The following is a 21,893-nucleotide window of genomic DNA, read 5'->3' as shown; positions in this document are numbered from 1 at the left end:
GACGTATTATGAGTGGATTATATTTGGCGAGCCAATCTCCAAGACGTACAGAACTATTGACCCAAGTAGGCATTGAGCATACCGTTGTTTCTAGTTCCTATGAAGAGGATAATGTGGTTATCACGGATCCTATCGAGATGGTCAAGGCCCAAGCCTTGGGAAAGGCTCGTTGTGCAGAGGGGGTACCAGAAGGTGGTATCATTTTAGGGGCAGATACGATTGTAGTATGTAATGGTCAGGTGCTTGGTAAACCTCACAGTAAGGATGAGGCACGCGCTATGCTTCGTACCTTATCCGGACAAGTTCATTCCGTTATTACCGGTGTAGCTCTTCTTATCAAAGGCCGTGAGATTGTATTTCATAATGAAACAAAGGTATATTTTAAAACATTAGCAGATTTTGAAATAGAGTCTTATATTGATTCCCTAGAGCCGATGGATAAGGCTGGGGCCTACGGCATCCAAGGGAAGGGGGCTTTGTGGGTGGATACAATCGAAGGCTCTTATACGAATGTGGTAGGACTGCCCGTAGAACATGTATACGAAGAAATATGTAAAGCGTTGGGCGTAAAGTCTTAAATGTAATAGGAAAAAATCTGTACGAAAAATAGGTTCGTAACATAAAGATAATAGAAATATTGAGGCTGATTTTGTTTGCGTACTGTAAGAATGGAGAAATTCTATGCAAGTCAGAACTATCAGCGTAAAAGATATGTTGCCATTTCAACGGCCACGGGAAAAGTTTGTTGCCTTAGGGCCTAAACAAATGGCGATGGAAGAATTGTTGGCTATATTATTGAGAACAGGCTTGAAAGGTCAATCATCTATCGATTTAGCACATACGATTATTGACTCTTTCACAGACGGCATCCGCGGATTAAATCATATGACTTTAGATGATTTAGTTAAAATCAAAGGTGTTGGTATGGATAAAGCGGTTACCATTTGTGCTGCTGTAGAACTAGGTAGGCGTTTAGGGGAATTAAAGATTACCTCTACGTACGAAGATTTTTCGCAGCCTTATGTAATAGCTCAATATGTGATGGAACGGCTCCGCCATGAAACGGAAGAACATGTGTTGGCAGCTATGCTGACGTCTCGCAATAAATTAATTCACATAGAAACCATATCTAATGGAGGCCTCACATCGAGTCTTGTGGAGCAACGGGCCGTATTTAGAAAGGCCATAGCTTGCAATGCGGCGGCTATTATATTAATACATAATCACCCATCTGGCGACAGCAGACCTAGTGATGATGATATACGGGTTACCAAGTTATTTGTGAGTGCAGGACAATTTATGGGCATTCCAGTTTTGGACCATATCGTCATTGGCGATGGCGAGTTTACGAGCTTGAGTGAAATTGGTAAATTAAGCTAGTTATGGTAAAATGGAATGATGATGTAATGAAGGAGATTAGCATTATGAATTCCATTTTACCGTCTCTTGGAAAAGACGTGAGTATCGATATTGGCACGTCTATGACACGTGTCATGGGGGGTACACGAGAGACCATGATGAGTGAGCCATCTATCGTGGCTACTGATACAAAACTAGAAAAAATTGTCGCTGTAGGCGATGAGGCAGACCGCATTGTGCGCCGTATGCCTGATATGTGGCGCTCTGTAACACCGTTACAAGATGGCTTTATTGTCGACTATCGTATTATGCACACGATGTTAAAATATTTTCTTCACAAGGTGTCCAATACACTGCGTAGATCTCGCGTTCTTGTAGGTGTACCTTGTGGTATGACCGATGTAGAGCAGAGGGCCATGATGGATGCCGTTATCCAAGCTGGTGCACGGGAGGTATTTCTTATTGAAAGACCGGTTGCGGCTGCTATTGGATGCGGTTTGCCTATTTTTGAGGCTCGTGGCTCTATGCTTATAGATATTGGTGAAGGTACTGCGGATATGGGCATTATTTCCTTAGGTGGTACGGTTGTTAGCCGAACTATACGTTTTGGTGGTAATGATTTAGACCGTGCTATCATGCAGTATATTAACCAGTGCTTTGGTTTGATGGTGTCAGAAGAAACCGTAACGGATATTAAACATGCCATAGGTACAGCTGTTATACCTGTAGAGGACTGTGAATATTCTTTTTCCGGTCGAGATATGACTAGTGGTATTGTGAGACGTTCCGTGGTGCATCAATCGGAAATATATCAAGTGATTAATAATGGGCTTGAAAACTTTTTAGATGCTATACGACAAATGATTCGTGTAACAGCGCCAGAGTTAGTGGCTGATATTATGCAGCATGGAATTGTGTTGACCGGTGGTATGGCTCGTTTACAGGGCTTAGCTGAACGTGTTAGCACTGAAATAGGCGTACCTGTACAAGTTGCTCTTGAGCCAGAATTAAAAGTAGTACAAGGACTTCACCGCGGTTCAGGGCAAATTGTTGAATTATCTAGATTTATTATTAATTCAAAGGATAGAAGGGGACGTGTATGATACAGTCAGATCGGAAATTATTAATCTTTGTTGTCCTCGGCTGTATCATCATGGCTCTTCTTGGGTTTGCATGGAAACAACGGACCAGCATTCCATTCGTGACGGTACCGCTTGAAAAAATTGCTACCCCTTTTGCCTATGGATCAGCTCGTGTGCTTTCTACCATTCAAACGGGTATACGCATCATTGATAACGCTATCCTAGGGCTCATTGATAGTGACAGTAAGGATAATATGATTGCAGACCTAGAGCAAAAGGTATCTAATCATGATGAAGTGGTGGCAGAAAATATTCGACTTCGTCAAATGCTCAACTATAAATCGGCTCATCCTGAATTTACTATGACTTTGGCAGGCATTATCACTAAAGATTTTGGTACATGGACAAATACCTTCACCATCGACCGCGGAGAAAATGATGGGATAAAACCGAATATGGCCGTTGTAGTGCCAAGTGGGGTAGTTGGTTTTGTTACCGATGTATATCCTAATTCTGCGCGTGTTCAAACCTTTTTAGACCCACGTAGTGCTATTGGCGTTATTGTGCAACGTCCAGAGTCACGCTTGGCCGGTGTCGTTAAGGGGGATGGAAATCATCCGAATAAACCGATGATGGTAAATATTGCACGTGAAGGCGATGTTCTAGTCGGTGATAAATTGATTACCTCTGGTTATGGTGGCATTTATCCAAAGGGATTATTGGTGGGCAATGTTTTGTCTATCGAAAATGATACAGAAGGTTTCGTTAAGAATGCAACCATTCAACCGACTGTCGATTTTCATCGTTTAGAAGAGGTTTTCATTATCACCTCTTCTACGGTACAAACACCAGACAAGGCACAATTGGAACCTAAACTGGTTCCGCAAACACAGCGCGATCAAGTTCAGGGGGCTAAAGGAGCTGTAATCCAATGAGATATATTGCATTAGTCATGTTATGTTGTGGGCTGTATTTCATACAGGCTCAACTACTGCCCGCTATATTCCATACCAGTTGGTTACCTAATTGTATTTTAACAGCCGTTATTTTGGTTACCATTTTTAAAGGCCGGAAGACGGGGCTTATTGCTGCCGTCATAGGTGGTTCGATTCATGATATATTGATATCCAATTTTTTTGGTTTACATCTATTTCCCTATATTATAGTTGTATATCTATTGTCGTTCGTTAAAAGTCATGTCTATGAAGAACGATGGTATTGGTCTTGTGCCATTGTAGGGATATGCACTCTCATTGATGGTATTGTGCGATATGTGATGATAAGCTCTAGTGGCGGCGATATTATCTTCTTTTCTTACATCGGACATATGGTTATGCCCACGGTATTCTGGAATGCCGTTTTAGGTGGTATAGGTCATATTTTGATGGGCCTTACCGAAGAGAAAGAGGATTATATTTGGTAGTATTACTGATTTAGTAAAGCATATAAGGGGAATCATAGGTGCTTGAAAGTTTATATAAAAGAAAAAAAACGAGCCGTTTTGATGTGCTTTTCTATATTGTAATGGGGATTTTTGTCATTCTAGGTCTCCGTTTATTTGCCATGCAAGTATTAGAAGGTGGCTATTATCAAGCGAAGGCAGAAGGTAATCGCTTGCGTATGGTTCCTATGACTGCTGCTCGCGGTGTTATGTATGATAGAAATGGACAGATTTTAGTAGGCTCTAGGCCGGCTTATACAATTTCTATCATGCCTAATGGCAAGCCCTTGGATGAAGATGAATTGGCTAAGTTGGCTAAATTGCTCAACAAGAAACCAGAAGATATTCAGAAAAAGGTAAATGACCATAAGCATGGTTATGAACCTATCCGTATTGCTAATGATATTTCTATGGATGTAGTGACTAGCATAGAGGAACATCGTCATGAATTACCAGGTGTATCAATCGATGTGGAGCCTTTACGATATTATCCATATGAAACTATGGCAGCTCAACTATTTGGGTATGTAGGCGAGGTTAGCGAGGAGGAATTAGCGGAAATCAAAGCGCAAAATCCTAATACAACAGTTGGTGCAGGTTCTATTTTAGGCCGTGCAGGCTTAGAAAAGCTATATGATTCTGTTTTGCGAGGTATTGATGGGGGCAAGCAACTTGAGGTGGATGCTTCGGGGAGACCTGTAGCAGAGGTAGATCGCAAACACACAGTGCCAGGCTCTAATATTCATCTTACCATCGATGTGAATGTTCAAAAGGCGGCTGAGGAAGCGGTTAAAAAGCAATTAGATATATTGCGTAGCTCCGGGGCCACAGGTGCTGCTGTGGTAGCTCTTGATCCTAATACGGGGGCAGTACTCGCTATGGTGAGTGCTCCAGAGTTTAATCCTAATTGGTTTGCTAAAGGCATAACGAATACTCAATGGAATCAATTAAATAATGATAAGAATCATCCTTTTGAAAACAAGGTTATCGCTGGTGAATACCCGCCAGGATCACCGTTCAAAATAGTAACAGGTACGGCTGCATTAGATTTGAAAAAGGTGACACCTGATGAAATGATTTTCGATAGTGGAAAACATTGGCTCATAGATAAGCGAAATGCAGAAGGTGAAGCTTTGGGGTGGTTAAACTTCAATCAAGCCTTGGCTAAATCAGATAATGTATACTTTTACGAAATGGGTAATCGCCTAGGTATTGAAAATATTGATCTCTATGCGCGCTATTTTGGTTTAGGTGAAAAAACGGGTATCAATCTTGTAGGTGAAGCGGCTGGTAATGTAGCAAGCCCTGAGTATAAACGTAAGGTATTTGATCAGGATTGGTATTTAGGGGAAACCTTTGATGCTGCAATTGGTCAATCATTTCATTTGGCAACACCATTACAAATGGCTGTACTTCTTAGCCAAGTGGCTAATGGTGGTATTCGTTATCAGCCATATGTGGTGAGTCGTGTTGACAATCCAGATGGAACACCAGCCGAAATATTTGGGCCTAAAAATTTAGGTGTATTGCCAGTCCCAAAAAATATTATGGATCTTATTCGTGAAGGCTTGCGAGATGTTACGAATGAAGGGGGTACAGCAGGTGCTCTATTTAAAGGGTTCCCAATTGCTGTAGCTGGTAAGACTGGTACTGCTGAAAATGCGCATGGTCGCGACCATGGTTGGTTTGTTGCCTATGCTCCATATGATAAGCCTCAAATCGTAGTTGTTGCATTAGTTGAACAAGGTGGTTTTGGTGCTGGCTCAGCGGGACCTATTGTACGTGATATATTAAGTGCATACTTTAAGGTTCCTGATGCAACTAAAAAGACAACTGATACGAAGAAGTCTAATACCAAAAATAATCAGCAGAATATTAAGCCAAGTGTGAAGGAATAGGAAGGATATTATGGGTGATATAATCGGTCTTATCTCAGGTAAAGGTGGCGTAGGCAAAACGACAATAACAGCCTGTTTAGGGGCTGCGCTTAGCGAACAAGGATATCGAGTTCTTCTTTGTGATGGCGATTTTGGTTTACGTGACCTAGATATTATCTTAGGTAAAGAAGACGAAGTATGTTTTGATGCGTATAATGCATTAGAAGATAAATCCATGGCTGATGATGTGGTCATGAAAATTAAAAGCAATTTATATTTTCTGCCAGCTAGTCAAAGTATTCGCTGGGAAGATATGGGGCGCAAAAAATACAGAAAACTTGTTAACCACTTAGCGAAATCTTATGACTATGTGCTCGTTGATTGCCCTGCAGGTATTGGTCGTGGCCTTGAGTCTATTATGGATTTGGCACAACGTTTTTTGATTATTACACAGCCAATATGGGTTTCCATACGAAATGCAGCACGAACAATTCAATTCTGCCGTGAATATGGGCATCGTGATTACGCAGTTGTATTCAATGCTATTCATACAGATCGGGATATGCCTAATATGTATGATATGTTAGATGCTTTGGGTGCTGAATATGTAGGGTCCATGTTACCTTATGATGCTCGTATCCTTGATGGCACACAAGAGGGATTACTCATAGAGGCTATGCCTAAGCCATATCAAGATATGTTAGCACCTATGGTGGACTACATTACATCAGGTGATGCGTGGGAGGAACAGGATATTATACATCGTTTTAATGATGTAACTGCTGTGAAAGCCATGGACTCAGTTGTTATGGCTACGCTAGCGCAACCAGTGGAGACAGATAGTATAAATGATTCAACCGATGGAACGCGTGCAGTGACATATACCAATTCTTGGTCTACTAGAAATCGACTCATTTCTGGTAAAGAAAGTATGTGGCGCCGGACCCGTTTGAAGTAGGTGTGCCATGTTACAAAGAATTTGGCGTGATTGTGATTGGACAATCATTACGTGCACACTATTGCTTGTCGCAATAGGGGTAGTTGCCATAGGTAGTGCTACCCACATTAATCAAACAGGACTTCATTTTTCTACATTAGTAGCAAAACAATTGATTTTCTTTGTTATTAATGTGGCATTAGTCATCGCCATTCAGTTCCTGGACTATCATAAATTGAAGGATTGGGCTAATGGTATATACATTTTGACGATTCTCATGCTATTAGCTGTAATTTTCGTTGGTACCTCTGCGCTAGGTGCCCAACGATGGATTCAGCTGGGCCCTATTACAATTCAGCCATCCGAATTTTCAAAACTACTCATGATTATCTGTATGGCTAAAATGTTAGAGTCTCGTTTTAACAAACTAGATACATTTAAATCGCTTATCGTTCCTGTACTTTATGTAGGTTTTCCTATATTGCTTGTATTTATGCAACCAGATTTGGGAACCTCCCTCGTATATATGGCGATTTTTATCGGAATGCTATTTATCTCCGGTATACGATTGCGATTGATACGTATCATTGCTACAGTTGGTGTTTTCTTGATGCCACTGGCTTGGTTTATATTGAAAGATTATCAAAAAAAACGTATTCTTGTGTTTATGAACCCTGATATTGATCCTTTTGGTTCCGGGTATCATATCATTCAATCTAAGATTGCCATAGGTTCTGGTACCATATTCGGCAAAGGCTTGTTCAACGGTACGCAAAGTCAGTTAAACTTCTTGCCTGAAAACCACACGGATTTTATTTTTTCTGTTATTGGTGAAGAACTAGGGTTTATAGGTTGTATTATTGTATTAATTCTTTTGTTTATGCTCATTTATCGCAGCATAAAGGTTGCTTATACTTGTAATGACCGCTTTGGTATGTTACTTGCTACGGGGATTGGATCCATGTTATGCTTCGAGGTATTGGTCAATGCAGGCATGACAATGGGGATTATGCCTGTTACGGGGATACCCTTGCCTTTCATTAGCTATGGTGTTAGTGCATTGACAACGAATATGATTAGTATAGGTATTTTGTTAAATATATCAATGCAGAGAACAAAATATATTTTTTAGGATTCCCTTCATAGGAATCGGTTTGAAAGAAGTCTTTCACAAAAGACGGAGGATGTATGATTCAATTAGATACGTCATGGTTACAACATGTCCAAAAACCTGCTCGTTATACGGGTGGTGAATACAACAGTATTATAAAAGATCACAGTACTGTTGATGTAACAATGGCGCTAGGATTTCCAGATGTATACGAAGTGGCTATGAGCCATTTGGGCATCAAAATTTTATATGGCTTAGTCAATCGCCGTGAAGATGCTGTGGCGGAACGTGTATTTGCACCTTGGCACGATATGGAAGAGGAAATGCGCAAGCGCAATATTCCTTTGTTTTCTTTAGAAACGCGTACGCCTATTAAGGATTTTGACGTACTTGGTTTTACGCTGCAATATGAGATGAGCTTTACCAATATTCTTAACATGCTTGATTTGGCTGGCATCCCAATGTATGCCAAAGATCGTGATATGGATTTCCCATTGCTCGTATGTGGTGGCCCATGTGCGTTCAATGTAGAGCCTATTGCAGATTTTTTTGATATCGTTTCCCTCGGTGAATCCGAAGAGTGGGGCGATGAATTTATCGACCTTCTTAAAGCTGAAAAAGCAAAGGGGTTCCCTGGAGGTAAAGAGGCATTTCTACGTAAAGTAGCTCAAATTCCTGGTACATACTGCCCAGCCTTATATGATGTAGAATACACGGAACAAGGGGACTTTAAATCGATTACACCTCACTTTGAAGGGGTACCTGCAGCTATTCAAAAACGTATCGTAGAGGATGTAGAGCATATATTTTTCCCTACAAAGCCAATTGTTCCATTCCTTGATGTAGTCCATGATCGCGCGGTTCTCGAATTATTCCGAGGTTGTACGCGTGGCTGTCGCTTCTGTCAGGCGGGTATGTTGTATCGTCCTGTACGTGAACGCACACCAGAACGCTTGTTAGAAATCGCTAAGGAAACGATTGCCAATACTGGGTACAACGAAATTTCTTTGATGAGCTTGAGCTCTGCAGATTACTCTAAACTGCCAGAACTCGTTGATATGCTCATGGAAGAGTTTAAAGACAAGCAAGTAAGTGTTAGCTTACCTTCTTTGCGTATCGATAGCTTCTCCATTGATATTGCAAAAAAGGTACAACAAGTGCGTAAGAGTGGCCTTACCTTTGCTCCAGAAGCAGGCTCTCAACGTATGCGCGATGTTATCAATAAAGGCGTTAGCGAAGAAGATTTGCTAGCGGCTTGTACAAATGCCTTTAAGTCTGGTTGGAATACGGTAAAACTATACTTCATGATGGGCTTACCGACTGAAACGGATGAAGACTTGGCAGGCATTGCAGACCTAGCGTATAAGGTACTCGATTTACACCGTGATATTACAGGTAAGCGCAATGGTAGTGTCACTGTTAGCGTATCTTTCTTTGTACCAAAGACACATTCTCCATATCAATGGTATGGTCAACAAGATGTAGAAGAAATTCATCGCAAGCAAAAATACTTAAAATCTCTTATTAATAATCGCAATATTTCCTATCATTATCATGATGGCTATACCGGTTATATGGAGGCTGTATTTGCTCGTGGTGATCGTAGACTATCAAGCGTATTGGTAGAGGCTTGGAAATTAGGCTGTAAATTTGATGGCTGGACTGAATTCTTCAGCTATGAAACATGGTTGAAAGCCTTTGAAAACTGCGGTATTGACCCAGTGTACTACGCACGTCGTACCCGTGATTTTGATGAACCGTTGCCTTGGGATCATTTAGATTGTACTGTTAGTAAAGCCTTTTTAAAACGCGAATGGGAACAGGCTGTTGCAGCAAACTTAACACCTGATTGCCGTCGTGCTCCATGTAAGGGCTGTAATGTGTGCCCAGAATTAAATACGGCTATTGTAGATTATAAGGAGGGTGGCAGAGTTGAAAAAGTTACGTTTGGCCTTACATAAAGGCGAAGAATTGAGATTCTTGTCACATCTCGATTTTGCTCAAGCCGTAGAGCGCATGATTCGTCGTGCAGAGATTAAAATGGCCTATTCTGAAGGTTTTAATCCGCACATGAAAATTAGCTTCTCCTCTGCCTTAGCATTAGGTGTTACTGCAGAAGCAGAATACATAGATATGGATGTACTAGAAGAAGATACATTAGAGTCCATTATGGAACGATTGAATCGAGTTGCTCCTCATGGTCTTGAGGTGCTCGGTGGCAAGGTTATGCCTGAAAAGGTTAAGAAGATGATGGCTATCTGTAATTATGCAATTTACGAGGTTACGGGTCCTGTAACTGATGTTGATGTAGATTGGGATGTATTGCTTAAGTCTTTCAATGATGCTACTGAAATTTCTTATGAAAAGGTGACACCTAAGAAAACTCGTTTCATTGATGTAAAAGAATTCGTAAAAGAGCCGATAGTAGCAACTGTAAAAGATGGCATGGTTACTTTGACAATGGGCATTGGTATCTACCCGCAAGGGACGATTAAGCCTAGTGAAGTGTGGAATTTAGGTCATCAACAATTCAACTGGCCTATTACGAGTTGCTATGAAATAAATCGAAAAGCTATTATGGTTGAAAATGAGTCTGGACGTTTTACACCATTAGAGGTGAATTGATGGGGGTACTATGAATAAAATCCTCGTTAATGTGATGCGAGAAGAAATTCGAATGGCTGTTCTTGATGAACAGGGGCAACTCGTTGATTTTGTGTTAGAGCGAACCGATGAAACGCATATGGCGAATCATATGTATAAAGGTATCGTGAAAAATGTGGTGCCTGGTATGCAAGCTGTTTTCGTTGATATCGGAGGCACGCAAAATGCGTATCTCAATTTACAGCAAGGAAAACAATTAAAGATTCTTCGTAATGTGTCGGTAGGACAACAAATTCTTGTACAGGTTATCAAAGAAGAAATGCTTGGCAAGGGGGCTCGCGTTACGGCTGATGTTAGCCTGGCTGGACGCTTTATGGTTTTACTGCCATATTCAGAAGGCATGCATATATCTAAGAAAATTACAGATCAAACCTTGCGTGATCGATTGCAAGAGCAAGCTAAACCTTATGTACAAGAGGGGGCTGGATTTATTATTCGCACCGCTGCTGCCAAGGCAACAGAAGAGGAAATTAGCCGAGATATGGATTATCTGTGGCGCACTTGGCAACATGTAACAAAGCGTTTTAAAGTAGCGAAGAGTGGCACTGATTTATATAGTGATGCAGATTTTTGGTTCCGCCTTGTTCGGGACTATGCTCATCGCAATGTCTGTGAAATTATCGTCGACTCTAAACATGGTATGGAACGCTTAAAGGATTTGCTAGGTACAGGGCAAGCCTCATCAGATATAAAAGTCACATTGCATGATAATAGTACGCCTATTTTTAAAGTGAATCATATTGAACCACAACTGGAGAATCTCATTTCTAGAGATGTAAGCTTGCCATCAGGCGGCTCCATCCGGATTGATCATACAGAGGCCTTAACTGTGTTTGATGTAAACTCTGCACATTATACGGGACGTTCTAATAAAGCGGAAGATTTAGCTTTCACAGTCAATAAGGAAGCGGCTCATGAAATATGTCGTCAACTTAGATTGCGCGATATCGGGGGGATTATCATTGTCGATTTTATTGACATGAAGGAGAAGGAGCATCAACAAGAGCTCTTGAAATTATTGAGTGATTTAGCGAAAAGGGATAAGATGAAAACCGTTGTATGCGGTATCAGTTCTCTTGGACTTGTAGAGATGACACGAAAACGCGCTCGACAAGGTCTACAAACATTGATGTTTGATACTTGTCCACAATGTGGTGGCACTGGTTATATGTTATCTGGTCGCACCGTGTATATGCAGATTGTACGTCGTATCCGAGAACTGTTCAAATCAGGCCGTATTAAATCAAATCTTGAAATTGAGGTTCATCCAGAGGTGGCGTATTATTTAACGAAATCTGTGCTGGAGGATTTGGGAAACTCTATAGGACGCACTATTTCCATTGTTGTAAATGAACAGATGAGTAGAGAAGGGTATTCTCTCATGGCTGTGTCCGATTAACCGTATGTTTGTTATTGTATATAGGTGAAGTTTGTGTCCTTAATTGAAATTATATTAATTAGCGCAGGTCTCGCTATGGATGCCTTTGGCGTATCTATCGGCAAAGGCCTGACTATGCCCGTAGGTGAGAATGGTCGAAAAGTGACCTTAGCATTCTTATTTGGTTTATTTCAGTTTCTCATGCCTCTTATCGGTTGGCTCATTGGTCTCCAGTTTATCGATGTAATCGCAGACTGGGATCATTGGATTATCTTTGGTCTGCTCGGTTATTTAGGTATTGCTATGATTAGAGAAGGTCTTAGTGATGATGACGAAGACGATGATAAGACCTTTTTAGGTGTATGGGAAATGATGATGCTCTCTGTAGCAACTAGCCTCGATGCAATGGCTGTAGGCTTAACCTTTGCTTTTTTACCCATCAATGTTTGGGAAGCATCAGCCACAATTGGTGTCATAACCTTTGGTATATCCTTGGTGGGCATTTACTTAGGTAAATTTATGGGTCGATTCGTTGGTAAATATGCAGATATCATAGGCGGTGGTGTTTTAATCCTCATTGGTACCAAGATATTATTACAACATCTCGGTATTATTGAATAGTTTACAGATGTTGTATATATATGAAAGTCCTAGAAATTGAGCAGTTTATACTGGATTTTGTTTGACATGAATGGTTAAATACGATATACTATATCAGTATTAGTTCGGTTTACTGAACTTTGCAATCCGCGTGAAGCAGGTTTAAACGCCCGACCGAAGTTCGGGTCGGGATACCGAATTCAGCGAGTTCGATAACAAGGAGGTGTTCTCATGTACGCAATTATTAAAACTGGTGGTAAACAATATCGCGTTGCTGAAGGCGATGTAATTACTATCGAAAAATTGGAAGCAGCTGCTAACGAGTCCGTTACATTCGAAGAAGTTTTGACTGTAGTGAATGACGGCGACGTTAAAGTTGGCGCTCCTCTTGTAAACGGTGCAAAAGTTACAGGTACAGTTCTTGAGCATGGTAAAGGTAAAAAAATCTTAGTATTCAAATACAAAGCTAAATCCAACTACCGTCGTCGTCAAGGTCATCGTCAACCGTTCACAAAAGTTCGTATTGAATCTATCCAAGCTTAATTATGGTTTCCATTGGAATCCAGCGGAATAGTGATGGCCAAGTCATTGGTTGTCACATGTCCGGTCACGCAGGATATGATGATCATGGCTTCGATATCGTATGTGCTGCAGTGTCTGCCTTGTCAGCAACGGCAATGTTAGGACTTACCCGAATTGCTCAGCAAGAAGGGGAATATACGAATAGCGAAGGTCAATGTGATATGGTTCTCTCTGGTACGATTAACCAGAGTGGACAGGATATTCTGGGGACTATGATTCTCGGTTTAGAGGAGATTAGCCGTCAATATCCAGAGTTTGTCCAAATACACGAAATATAGGAGGTGAACTTAATGTTTACTTTTGATTTGCAATTGTTCGCACATAAAAAAGGTGTGTCCAGTACTCGTAACGGTCGTGATAGTGAATCTAAACGTCTTGGTGTTAAATGCCATGATGGTTCCATCGTAAAGAGCGGTAACATCATCGTTCGTCAACGTGGTACTCACTTCCACCCTGGTACTAACGTAGGTATCGGTAAAGATGACACTTTATTCGCACTTGTGCCTGGTAAAGTAGCATTTGAACGTGCTGGTCGTTATAACCGTAAAGTTAGCGTATACCCTGTAGAAGCTTAATTTTACAAAGACTATTAATCCCTAGTGGTTTTCCACTAGGGATTTTTTGTTTTTCCTATGGTATGAGTGGCCTTGATATACTATAATTTAAAGTAATTATCAAATCTATTCTGACGTTTTGGAATTGGAAGGGAGATATTATGGCATTATTAGAATTATCTAATATATCCTATGCTGTAAAAGACAAAACTATTATTCGTAATGTATCTCTAGCTGTAAATGAAGGGGATTATCTTACTATTGTAGGTCCTTCAGGTAGTGGTAAAAGTACACTTTTAAAATTGTGTAGCGATTTGATTAGTCCTACATTAGGTAGTATCACATATAATGGTCGGAATTTAACTGCTATAGAACCTGAAAGTTATCGTAAAGAGGTAGGGTACTGCTTTCAACGACCTTATTTATTTGCTAAAACAGTGCGTCGCAATATTTTGTTTCCTTATGATATTCGCGGTATGAAACCAGATATGGAGCGCATCAAATTGCTCTTTGATTTGCTTCATATGCCTATGGAGTATTTTGAGCGTCACAATGATGAATTATCTGGCGGTGAAATGCAACGGATTTGCCTCATTCGTAGTCTTATATTTGAACCTAAAGTATTGCTCTTAGATGAGGTGACCTCTGCATTAGATTCAGTTAATACAGCTATTGTAGAGCAAGTTATTGATGAGCTATATAAAAATGGGATAACCATAGTATCTATTACACATAATGAGGAACAAAGTTTGCGCTCTGCTAATCGGCGCATCACTATTATAGATGGATCGATAGCAAAAGAGGAGGTATTGCGATGAGTCAATTTCAAACTATCTCTACTACATCTTTATGCCTAGCGTCTGTACTGGTAGTTATTAGTATGCTAATGTCCTATCGGCAAGAATTAAAATTAGAGAATGACATTTTCATAAGTGCCGTACGTGCATCTATTCAACTTTTGATTATAGGACTTATTTTGTCCTATATTTTTAGTACTGAAAGCCCTATATTTATAATTGGATTGTTGGGCTTTATGGCTGTTAATGCAGCTTATAATGCTTCTAAACGTGGGGCTGGGATACCTCATGCGCTATGGATTTCTTGGTTTGCTATAACCGTAGGTGCTAGTATTACCTTATCGATTTTACTGTTAACCGGTATTCTTAGCTTTACTGCGTATCAGCTGATTCCTGTTGGTGGGATGGTCATTAGTGGTGCTATGGTTGCTATAGGTCTTTGCTACCGTCAACTACTGTCAAACTTTGAGTTACGTCAACAAGAGGTTGAGATTAAACTCGCCTTGGGGAGTACGCCTAAACAAGCATCTAAGGCAATCATACGAGATGTTATAAAGACTGGTTTACAGCCGACTATAGATAGTGCTAAAACATTAGGGATAGTAGCGTTACCAGGTATGATGACCGGTCTTATTTTAGCTGGTATGCCACCATTAGAGGCTGTAAAATACCAAATGATTGTAACCTTTATGTCTTTATCGACGATATCCATAGCTTGCTTTATCGCCTGCCAATTAGCTTACAAGGGGTTTTTTAATAAGCGCAATCAACTGAATAAATAATATAGAATATATTTTAAATTCCTATGTTTTTTAGTAGGAATAGTGGTATACTATGAACAGTATCAGTGAAATACCAGTTTTATGGTTGGCATATACTTTCATACACTTAAAAATGGGGTAGATACCCGGTAGAAAGATTTGAGGTAAGTACTATGTATGATGTAAAGTCTCCTAAGGCGGAGGAATTTATTTCTCATCAAGAAATTCTTGATACCCTTGCTTATGCAGAGGAAAATAAAGAAAATCGCGAATTATTAGATCAAATTTTAGCAAAAGCAGCTACCTTTAAGGGCTTAAATCACAGAGAAGCAGCTGTATTGTTAGAATGTCCATTACCTGATTATAAGGAAAAGCTTTTTGCATTAGCGAAGGACATCAAAAAAGCTATTTATGGTGATCGCATCGTATTGTTTGCACCATTATATTTGTCTAATTACTGTATCAATGGATGTGTGTATTGTCCTTATCATTCTAAAAATAGAGATATTAAGCGTAAGAAACTTACACAGGACCAAATTAGAGAAGAGGTTATTGCCTTAGAAGCGATGGGCCATAAGCGTATCGTTATTGAGTCTGGTGAAGATCCACTCAATAATCCTCTTGAATATATTTTGGAATCCATTAAAACTATTTACAGTATTAAGAACAAAAATGGTGAAATACGCCGTGTTAATGTAAATATTGCGGCATGTTCCGTAGAGGATTATAAAAAACTTCACGATGCAGGTATTGGTACCTATACATTATTCCAAGAAACGTATAATAAAGAAAACTATGAAGCACTACATCCAACAGGACCTAAGAGCGACTACGCCTACCATACGGAGGCGATGGATCGAGCTATGCAAGGTGGTATTGATGATGTAGGTATTGGTGTTCTTTATGGATTGGAGCACTATAAATATGATTTTGTAGGCTTGTTGATGCATGCCGAACATTTAGAAGCCGTATTTGGCGTAGGTCCACATACGATTTCTGTACCTCGTATTTGTCCGGCTGATGATATTGATGTAGATGATTTTAGCAATGCTGTACCTGATGATGTATTTGAAAAAATCGTAGCCCTCATTCGTGTGTCTGCACCATATGCTGGTATGATTATGTCTACTCGTGAAACACAGGAAATGCGTGAGCGTGGTTTAGCACTGGGGATTTCCCAAATCAGTGGCGGCTCTCGTACTAGTGTAGGTGGCTATAAAGAAGAAGAGAAACCAGAAGATAATTCGGCTCAATTTGATCGTAGTGATACGCGTACTTTAGATGAAATCGTGGATTGGTTACTCGAACTGGGTTACGTACCAAGCTTCTGTACTGCGTGTTATCGCGCAGGTCGCACCGGTGACCGATTCATGGCCTTGGCCAAATCGGGCCAAATTCACAATTGTTGCCAACCAAATGCATTGATGACATTAAATGAATACATTATGGACTATGGCGATGAACATACCAAAGAACATGGTGCTAAAGTTATAGAAGCACAGTTAGAAAATATCAAAAACGACTTGGTAAAAGAAAAAGCCAAAGCTTATATTGCACAAATGGAAGACGGGAAACGAGATTTCCGTTTCTAATTAACAATATTTGTATTTTAATGTTCATGCAAAAATAGTATAAACTGATATAAACAAGCACTGCTTATTATGATAATGATAATAAGCAGTGCTGTTTTGTTGAGAAAAACAAGTGAATTTCATATGAAAGATACAGATAAAACCCTTTATTTATATGGATGTTTATAGTATAATGTAAGAAATTGATAATGATAATACATATATTAAATTTATTGATATTGATTATAAACTTAACGAAAATATAATGATATTGTATATCTTGTAATATATTTTACCGAGGATGGAATGATGAAAAAGAAACGTTGGCATATTATGCCAAGGAATGTAGAAAAAGAGAATACATTAATCCGTGAACTCGGTGTAAATCCTATCGTGGCACGGTTGATGGTAAATCGTGGTATTGATGTCAACGAAGGCCATTGTTTTCTAGAGGGTACCCTCGATGATTTGTTAGATCCCTTTACATTAAAGGATATGGAAACAGCGGTTGCCCTTGTTCTTGAAACCATTGAAACTAGAAAACCTATTGTCGTTTATGGTGACTACGATGTAGATGGTATTACGGCTACATCTCTCTTATATCGTTTTCTAGTAAGGTTGGGGGCCGATGTAAGTTATTACATACCAGAACGCCAAAGTGAAGGTTATGGCCTAAATTTAGAGGCTTTAGAACATATTATCTCTGATGGTGCTGCATTAGTTATTACGGTGGACTGTGGTATTAGCTCTTATGATATTGTACAAGCTGTTTGTGACCGCCTCGATATTATTATTACAGATCATCATACGGCACCGCCTCAAATTCCGCCAGCACGAGCTGTTATCAATCATAAACAGCCAGATTGTCCGTATGCAGATAAAAACCTATCTGGCGTTGGGGTAGCTTTAAAATTATGCCAAGCACTATGGTTACGTCAACATGGCGAATGGTATCTTGAGGATTTAGATATCGTTGCCTTGGGTACAGTAGCAGATGTGGTGCCTTTAGTAGGAGAAAACCGCATCATCGTTCAAGCTGGTCTTAAAAAGATGAATGAGTTGCCTAATCTTGGGATTCATAAACTCATTGAAGTAGCAGGGTTACATGATAAAACTGTTACAGCAGGACATATTGGATTCACTTTAGCGCCCCGTTTGAATGCAGCCGGCCGCGTTACACATGCCACACGTGCTGTAGAACTGCTTGTTACAGATGATGTGGATTTAGCAGAAGCTATTGCGCAAGAACTACATGAGACAAATATAGAACGCCAAGAAATAGAGCGCTCTATTCATGAAGAAGCACGTGCTAATGTGGCCGCTCAAGGGCATCTCGCTGATTATGTAACAGTTGTATCCGGTGAGGAATGGCACCCTGGCGTTATCGGCATCGTCGCATCACGTTTGGTAGAGGAGTTTTATAAGCCTACCTTTGTTATTAGTGTTGATAAAGGCGTAGGAAAGGGCTCTTGTCGCAGTATTGATGGATTTAATATTTATAATGCACTAAAATCCTGTGAGGATATATTAATTCAGTTTGGTGGTCATGCCGCCGCAGCAGGATTTAGTATCGATGCTAATTGTATTGATGAATTGCGACATCGATTAACCGAGTATTGTAAGGCTCATGTATCGGCTGATGAGTATATCCCCGTTGTATCTATTGATGCTACCTTGCCTGTAGATGATATAGATGTTGATATTGTAGATAGAGTGTCTGCATTAGAACCATATGGTATGGGTAATAGTACGCCTATATTCGGTGTTATGGATGCTAAGGTAGAAAATATTATGCTCATGGGACAGCTTAAAAATCATTGTAAGGTGATTTTAGAAACGGCCAATGGTACTGTTGATGCTATCGCATGGAATCGACCAGATTTATTCAGACATATTTTTCAAGGCATGAATGTGAAAGTCGCATTCACACTTCAAAAAAATGAGTGGCAAGGTTTTGTATCACCGCAACTTATGATTCAAGATATAGAGCCTATAGTTGAGGAACCAATTCATCTTACTCCGGAAGGTTTGCGTGAGATTTATACAATCGTACGCCTATCCTTAAAAGGTGGTGCGAATTCTTTATACTATGTAGAGCAAGAGATTTTGCGCCGCAAGCCATCTGATCAAAATGGTGTATCAGCTTTGATGGCCCTTGATGTGTTTAAAGAATTAGGCATTATTAGTGAAGAAACTAGTGATAGTGGACAAACCATGATTCGTTGGAATGTAATTAACGGAAAACTTGATTTGACCACATCCGTTACGTTTATAACGTATAGTCAGCAGGAGGTGATACCATGATGACCATAAATGAAGAAGGTAAAGCCTTAGTTGAACAAAAAGGCTTTAATAAAGAAGTGGCCTTAAAAGATTTTATGGATTATGTGCATTCGTATCTAGGGGATGATGAGTGCGAACAAATTATGAAGGCTTTCACCCTTGCAGACAAGGCTCATGAAGGTCAATTTAGAGCCTCTGGTGAACCGTATATCATGCATCCTCTTGCGGTGGCTGAAATTTTGGCACATTTGCAAATCGATCATATTACACTTATTGCAGCTTTGTTACATGATGTAGTGGAAGATACGGATTATACCAAGGAAGATATTGAAAATCTCTTTGGTACCGAAGTGGCATTCCTCGTTGATGGGGTTACTAAATTAAATCAGTTTCAATACGAAACTAAAGAAGATCGTCAAATGGAAAATTATCGCAAGATGATTTTAGCCATGGCAAAGGACGTGCGTGTAGTGGTTATTAAATTGGGTGACCGTTTGCACAATATGCGTACTTTGAAACATATGCGTAGTGATAAACAAAAACGTATTGCCAAGGAAACCTTAGAAATCTTCGCACCTTTGGCACATCGCCTCGGGATTTTTAATGTGAAATGGGAACTAGAGGACTTATCATTCCGTTATTTGGAACCGGATAAGTACTATGATCTCGTGGATCAAATGAAACAAAAACGACAGTGCCGTGAAGATATTGTAAATGATACGATGGTTCAGCTTACAAAAGCACTTGGGGAGGCCCATATCAAGGCCGATATCAAGGGGAGACCAAAGCATTTTTACAGCATCTATAAGAAGATGAAAAAGGATAATCGCGATTTATCTCAAATCTATGATTTGCTGGCTGTTCGCGTTATCGTTGATACAATTCCGGATTGTTATGCCGTCCTCGGTATTGCTCATAGTATTTGGAAACCGTTGCCATATCGCTTTAAAGACTATATTTCTATGCCGAAATCTAACATGTATCAATCCTTGCACACCACTGTTATCGGCACGATGGGGCAACCAGTAGAAATTCAAATTCGTACATGGGAAATGCATCGTGTATCTGAATATGGTGTAGCAGCTCATTGGCGCTATAAAGAAGGCAATAAGAATGGCGATAAGGATTTTGACCAAAAGGTGGCTTGGCTCCGTCAAGTATTAGAATGGCAAGATACGAGCAATCCTAAGGAACTAGTGAATGCTTTAAAATTGGATGTGTTCTCTGGTGAAGTATTTGTCTTTACGCCTAAAGGGGACGTTATTAAATTACCGATTGGTTCCGTACCTCTTGATTTTGCATACCGGGTTCATACCGATGTAGGTCATCGCTGTGTGGGGGCAAAGGTTAATGGAAAAATTGTATCCCTTGACTATACATTGCAAAATGGCGATATTGTTGATATTATCACGTCTAAGAATGGTAAACCAAGCCTTGATTGGCTTAATATTGTAGGGTCTTCTGAAAGTAAAAATAAGATTCGCAATTGGTTTAAACGTGAAAATAAAGAAGAAAATATTGAAAAGGGTCTTGAGGCTCTTGAACGTGAAGCAAAACGTCTCAACTATAATTGGAAGGCCCTTTGTGCAGATAATCGGATTCAACAGGTTGTAAAACAGTTGAAGTCGGGTACAGAAGACGAAATGTATGCTGCTTGTGGTTATGGTGGTATACCTGTCAGCACAGTTTTATTACGTCTTGTTGAACTGTATAAGAAATCTAAAGAGCATGAAGATTCTCGTAAAACAACGGAACAAATCATTGAAAAGCTAAAGGTTCAAGGGTCCAAAAAGGCGAAAAATGGCACTGGTATTCTCGTAAAAGGAGAACCAGGGGTTATGGTTCGTATGGCTAAATGCTGTAATCCTGTACCAGGTGATGACATTATCGGTTACATCACGAGAGGTCGTGGTGTTTCTGTACATCGTTCTGATTGTACAAGCTTAGGTCACACACCGGAAGATTTAGAGCGTATGATTGAGGTTTCGTGGGATGAATCTACTAGCGAATCCTTCCATGTAGGCATTGATATTCAAGCCTATGATAGACCTGGGATTCTCATGGAGGTTATGGCCGTACTTTCAGAATTGAAAATTACCATTACCAATATGAATGCTAAAGTTATTGAAAATACTAAAAATGTAATTATCAACATAGTCGTTGAAATCCGCGATATTTCACAACTTGATTTTGTTATGACTAAATTGCGTCGTATTCGTGAAGTGTACACAGTACAACGTAGCAAAGGTGGTGCTTGATGGATACATCTAATCTAGTTCTTATGCGTATGCCTTTAGGTCCGCTAGGAACAAATTGTTATGTTATAGGCGATAAGAAAGTTGGGGAAGCAGTCATTATCGACCCCGCTAGTACAGAGGTCCTAGAAGCATTAAAAAAATATGATTTAAAGCCTAAAGCAGTCCTTTTAACACATGGACATGGCGATCATATTGGTGGTGTACAAGGCATTGTTGATGCTTATGATATACCGATTTATATACAACATGATGATGTGAAATACCTAAGTGATCCTGAATTGAATCTGAGCAATTACAGTAATCCTACACCGATTATTGTGAAGGGGCGCATTGAAGAGGTTCGCGAAGGAGATCACATTACCTGTGGTTCCGTTGATTTAACAGTATATGAGACGCCAGGGCACACGCCAGGTGGTGTATGCTACTATATGCCCGGCCTCGTATTCGTAGGCGATACTTTGTTTAACCAATCGATTGGCCGCACCGATTTTGTAGAAGGTGATTATGATACATTAATCGATGCAATTAAAACAAAATTATATACATTGCCAGACGAAACGATGGTCTATCCAGGACATGGCCCAGAAACACAAATTGGATATGAAAAACAATATAATCCATTTGTAGGCGCTTAATAT

At 39.9% G+C, this 21,893-nt stretch carries 21 protein-coding genes; all 21 read left to right on the top strand.

Translation table 11 applies throughout. The features are described from left to right. Positions 1–8 precede the first annotated feature (8 nt). The 21 genes from VEI_RS06430 (at position 9) to VEI_RS06330 (ending at position 21,890) form a co-directional block, all read left to right on the top strand. Positions 9–578 (top strand): Maf family protein, encoded by a 570-nt coding sequence (locus tag VEI_RS06430; RefSeq protein ID WP_059363439.1) that lies wholly within the window; start codon positions 9–11, stop codon positions 576–578. Positions 579–681: 103 nt separating this feature from the next. Next, positions 682–1,380, top strand: a complete 699-nt coding sequence (gene radC, locus VEI_RS06425; RefSeq protein ID WP_059363438.1) for a RadC family protein — start codon at positions 682–684, stop codon at positions 1,378–1,380. A gap of 44 nt (positions 1,381–1,424) precedes the next feature. Continuing rightward, complete coding sequence (gene mreB / locus VEI_RS06420; RefSeq protein ID WP_059363436.1) at positions 1,425–2,462, top strand: rod shape-determining protein; 1,038 nt, start codon at positions 1,425–1,427, stop codon at positions 2,460–2,462. Continuing rightward, the gene (mreC, locus tag VEI_RS06415) at positions 2,459–3,376 is read left to right on the top strand and encodes a rod shape-determining protein MreC (protein ID WP_059363435.1); all 918 of its coding nucleotides are present in this window, start codon (positions 2,459–2,461) and stop codon (positions 3,374–3,376) included. The genes mreB and mreC overlap by 4 nt, the downstream gene beginning before the upstream one ends. Continuing rightward, positions 3,373–3,864 carry a rod shape-determining protein MreD gene (mreD, locus tag VEI_RS06410; protein ID WP_059363430.1) on the top strand — a complete coding sequence of 164 codons (492 nt, stop codon included), beginning with the start codon at positions 3,373–3,375 and terminating at the stop codon, positions 3,862–3,864. Before mreC ends, mreD begins: the two co-directional genes overlap by 4 nt. 38 nt (positions 3,865–3,902) lie before the next feature. After that, positions 3,903–5,780, top strand: a complete 1,878-nt coding sequence (mrdA, locus tag VEI_RS06405) for a penicillin-binding protein 2 (protein ID WP_059363425.1) — start codon at positions 3,903–3,905, stop codon at positions 5,778–5,780. Between the two features lie 10 nt (positions 5,781–5,790). Further along, on the top strand, positions 5,791–6,717 hold the full coding sequence (locus tag VEI_RS06400) for a P-loop NTPase (RefSeq protein ID WP_059363420.1): 927 nt from the start codon (positions 5,791–5,793) through the stop codon (positions 6,715–6,717). A gap of 7 nt (positions 6,718–6,724) precedes the next feature. Next, positions 6,725–7,828, top strand: coding sequence for a rod shape-determining protein RodA (gene rodA, locus VEI_RS06395; protein ID WP_059363417.1), 1,104 nt, complete (start codon positions 6,725–6,727; stop codon positions 7,826–7,828). A 56-nt stretch (positions 7,829–7,884) separates the two neighbouring features. Then, on the top strand, positions 7,885–9,768 hold the full coding sequence (locus VEI_RS06390) for a TIGR03960 family B12-binding radical SAM protein (RefSeq protein ID WP_059363416.1): 1,884 nt from the start codon (positions 7,885–7,887) through the stop codon (positions 9,766–9,768). Then, positions 9,740–10,432, top strand: coding sequence for a TIGR03936 family radical SAM-associated protein (locus VEI_RS06385; protein WP_059363414.1), 693 nt, complete (start codon positions 9,740–9,742; stop codon positions 10,430–10,432). The genes VEI_RS06390 and VEI_RS06385 overlap by 29 nt, the downstream gene beginning before the upstream one ends. A 10-nt stretch (positions 10,433–10,442) precedes the next feature. After that, a complete protein-coding gene (locus tag VEI_RS06380; RefSeq protein ID WP_059363412.1) occupies positions 10,443–11,870 on the top strand; it encodes an Rne/Rng family ribonuclease in 1,428 nt (475 codons plus the stop codon). 33 nt (positions 11,871–11,903) lie between these two features. After that, positions 11,904–12,470 carry a manganese efflux pump MntP gene (locus VEI_RS06375; protein ID WP_059363411.1) on the top strand — a complete coding sequence of 189 codons (567 nt, stop codon included), beginning with the start codon at positions 11,904–11,906 and terminating at the stop codon, positions 12,468–12,470. Between the two features lie 210 nt (positions 12,471–12,680). Beyond that, positions 12,681–12,992, top strand: coding sequence for a 50S ribosomal protein L21 (gene rplU, locus VEI_RS06370; RefSeq protein WP_004698652.1), 312 nt, complete (start codon positions 12,681–12,683; stop codon positions 12,990–12,992). Positions 12,993–12,994: 2 nt separating this feature from the next. Next, positions 12,995–13,309 carry a ribosomal-processing cysteine protease Prp gene (locus tag VEI_RS06365; RefSeq protein ID WP_059363409.1) on the top strand — a complete coding sequence of 105 codons (315 nt, stop codon included), beginning with the start codon at positions 12,995–12,997 and terminating at the stop codon, positions 13,307–13,309. A gap of 12 nt (positions 13,310–13,321) precedes the next feature. Then, the gene (gene rpmA / locus VEI_RS06360) at positions 13,322–13,606 is read left to right on the top strand and encodes a 50S ribosomal protein L27 (protein WP_004696430.1); all 285 of its coding nucleotides are present in this window, start codon (positions 13,322–13,324) and stop codon (positions 13,604–13,606) included. A 140-nt stretch (positions 13,607–13,746) separates the two neighbouring features. Further along, entirely contained in the window at positions 13,747–14,403 is a 657-nt protein-coding gene (locus VEI_RS06355; protein ID WP_059363407.1) for an ABC transporter ATP-binding protein, read from the top strand. Continuing rightward, positions 14,400–15,164, top strand: coding sequence for an ABC transporter permease (locus VEI_RS06350; RefSeq protein WP_059363405.1), 765 nt, complete (start codon positions 14,400–14,402; stop codon positions 15,162–15,164). The genes VEI_RS06355 and VEI_RS06350 overlap by 4 nt, the downstream gene beginning before the upstream one ends. A gap of 152 nt (positions 15,165–15,316) precedes the next feature. Continuing rightward, positions 15,317–16,735 (top strand): [FeFe] hydrogenase H-cluster radical SAM maturase HydG, encoded by a 1,419-nt coding sequence (gene hydG / locus VEI_RS06345; RefSeq protein ID WP_059363402.1) that lies wholly within the window; start codon positions 15,317–15,319, stop codon positions 16,733–16,735. A 288-nt stretch (positions 16,736–17,023) separates the two neighbouring features. After that, positions 17,024–19,018, top strand: a complete 1,995-nt coding sequence (recJ, locus tag VEI_RS06340) for a single-stranded-DNA-specific exonuclease RecJ (protein WP_059363400.1) — start codon at positions 17,024–17,026, stop codon at positions 19,016–19,018. Continuing rightward, positions 19,015–21,255 (top strand): RelA/SpoT family protein, encoded by a 2,241-nt coding sequence (locus VEI_RS06335; RefSeq protein WP_059363399.1) that lies wholly within the window; start codon positions 19,015–19,017, stop codon positions 21,253–21,255. Before recJ ends, VEI_RS06335 begins: the two co-directional genes overlap by 4 nt. Further along, positions 21,255–21,890, top strand: a complete 636-nt coding sequence (locus VEI_RS06330; protein ID WP_059363397.1) for an MBL fold metallo-hydrolase — start codon at positions 21,255–21,257, stop codon at positions 21,888–21,890. Before VEI_RS06335 ends, VEI_RS06330 begins: the two co-directional genes overlap by 1 nt. The last annotated feature ends 3 nt before the right edge of the window (positions 21,891–21,893 follow it).

Origin of the sequence: Veillonella tobetsuensis, assembly GCF_001078375.1 — a bacterium.
In the GTDB taxonomy this organism is placed as follows: Bacteria; Bacillota; Negativicutes; order Veillonellales; family Veillonellaceae; genus Veillonella; species Veillonella tobetsuensis.
This window is presented reverse-complemented; position numbering and strand designations above follow the sequence as displayed.

Coding starts and splice junctions, on each gene's coding strand:
- VEI_RS06430 (WP_059363439.1), top strand. CDS start 9: ATGAGTGGATTATATTTGGCGAGCCAATCTCCAAGACGTACAGAACTA.
- radC (WP_059363438.1), top strand. CDS start 682: ATGCAAGTCAGAACTATCAGCGTAAAAGATATGTTGCCATTTCAACGG.
- mreB (WP_059363436.1), top strand. CDS start 1,425: ATGAATTCCATTTTACCGTCTCTTGGAAAAGACGTGAGTATCGATATT.
- mreC (WP_059363435.1), top strand. CDS start 2,459: ATGATACAGTCAGATCGGAAATTATTAATCTTTGTTGTCCTCGGCTGT.
- mreD (WP_059363430.1), top strand. CDS start 3,373: ATGAGATATATTGCATTAGTCATGTTATGTTGTGGGCTGTATTTCATA.
- VEI_RS06400 (WP_059363420.1), top strand. CDS start 5,791: ATGGGTGATATAATCGGTCTTATCTCAGGTAAAGGTGGCGTAGGCAAA.
- rodA (WP_059363417.1), top strand. CDS start 6,725: ATGTTACAAAGAATTTGGCGTGATTGTGATTGGACAATCATTACGTGC.
- VEI_RS06390 (WP_059363416.1), top strand. CDS start 7,885: ATGATTCAATTAGATACGTCATGGTTACAACATGTCCAAAAACCTGCT.
- VEI_RS06380 (WP_059363412.1), top strand. CDS start 10,443: ATGAATAAAATCCTCGTTAATGTGATGCGAGAAGAAATTCGAATGGCT.
- rplU (WP_004698652.1), top strand. CDS start 12,681: ATGTACGCAATTATTAAAACTGGTGGTAAACAATATCGCGTTGCTGAA.
- VEI_RS06365 (WP_059363409.1), top strand. CDS start 12,995: ATGGTTTCCATTGGAATCCAGCGGAATAGTGATGGCCAAGTCATTGGT.
- rpmA (WP_004696430.1), top strand. CDS start 13,322: ATGTTTACTTTTGATTTGCAATTGTTCGCACATAAAAAAGGTGTGTCC.
- VEI_RS06355 (WP_059363407.1), top strand. CDS start 13,747: ATGGCATTATTAGAATTATCTAATATATCCTATGCTGTAAAAGACAAA.
- VEI_RS06350 (WP_059363405.1), top strand. CDS start 14,400: ATGAGTCAATTTCAAACTATCTCTACTACATCTTTATGCCTAGCGTCT.
- hydG (WP_059363402.1), top strand. CDS start 15,317: ATGTATGATGTAAAGTCTCCTAAGGCGGAGGAATTTATTTCTCATCAA.
- recJ (WP_059363400.1), top strand. CDS start 17,024: ATGAAAAAGAAACGTTGGCATATTATGCCAAGGAATGTAGAAAAAGAG.
- VEI_RS06335 (WP_059363399.1), top strand. CDS start 19,015: ATGATGACCATAAATGAAGAAGGTAAAGCCTTAGTTGAACAAAAAGGC.
- VEI_RS06330 (WP_059363397.1), top strand. CDS start 21,255: ATGGATACATCTAATCTAGTTCTTATGCGTATGCCTTTAGGTCCGCTA.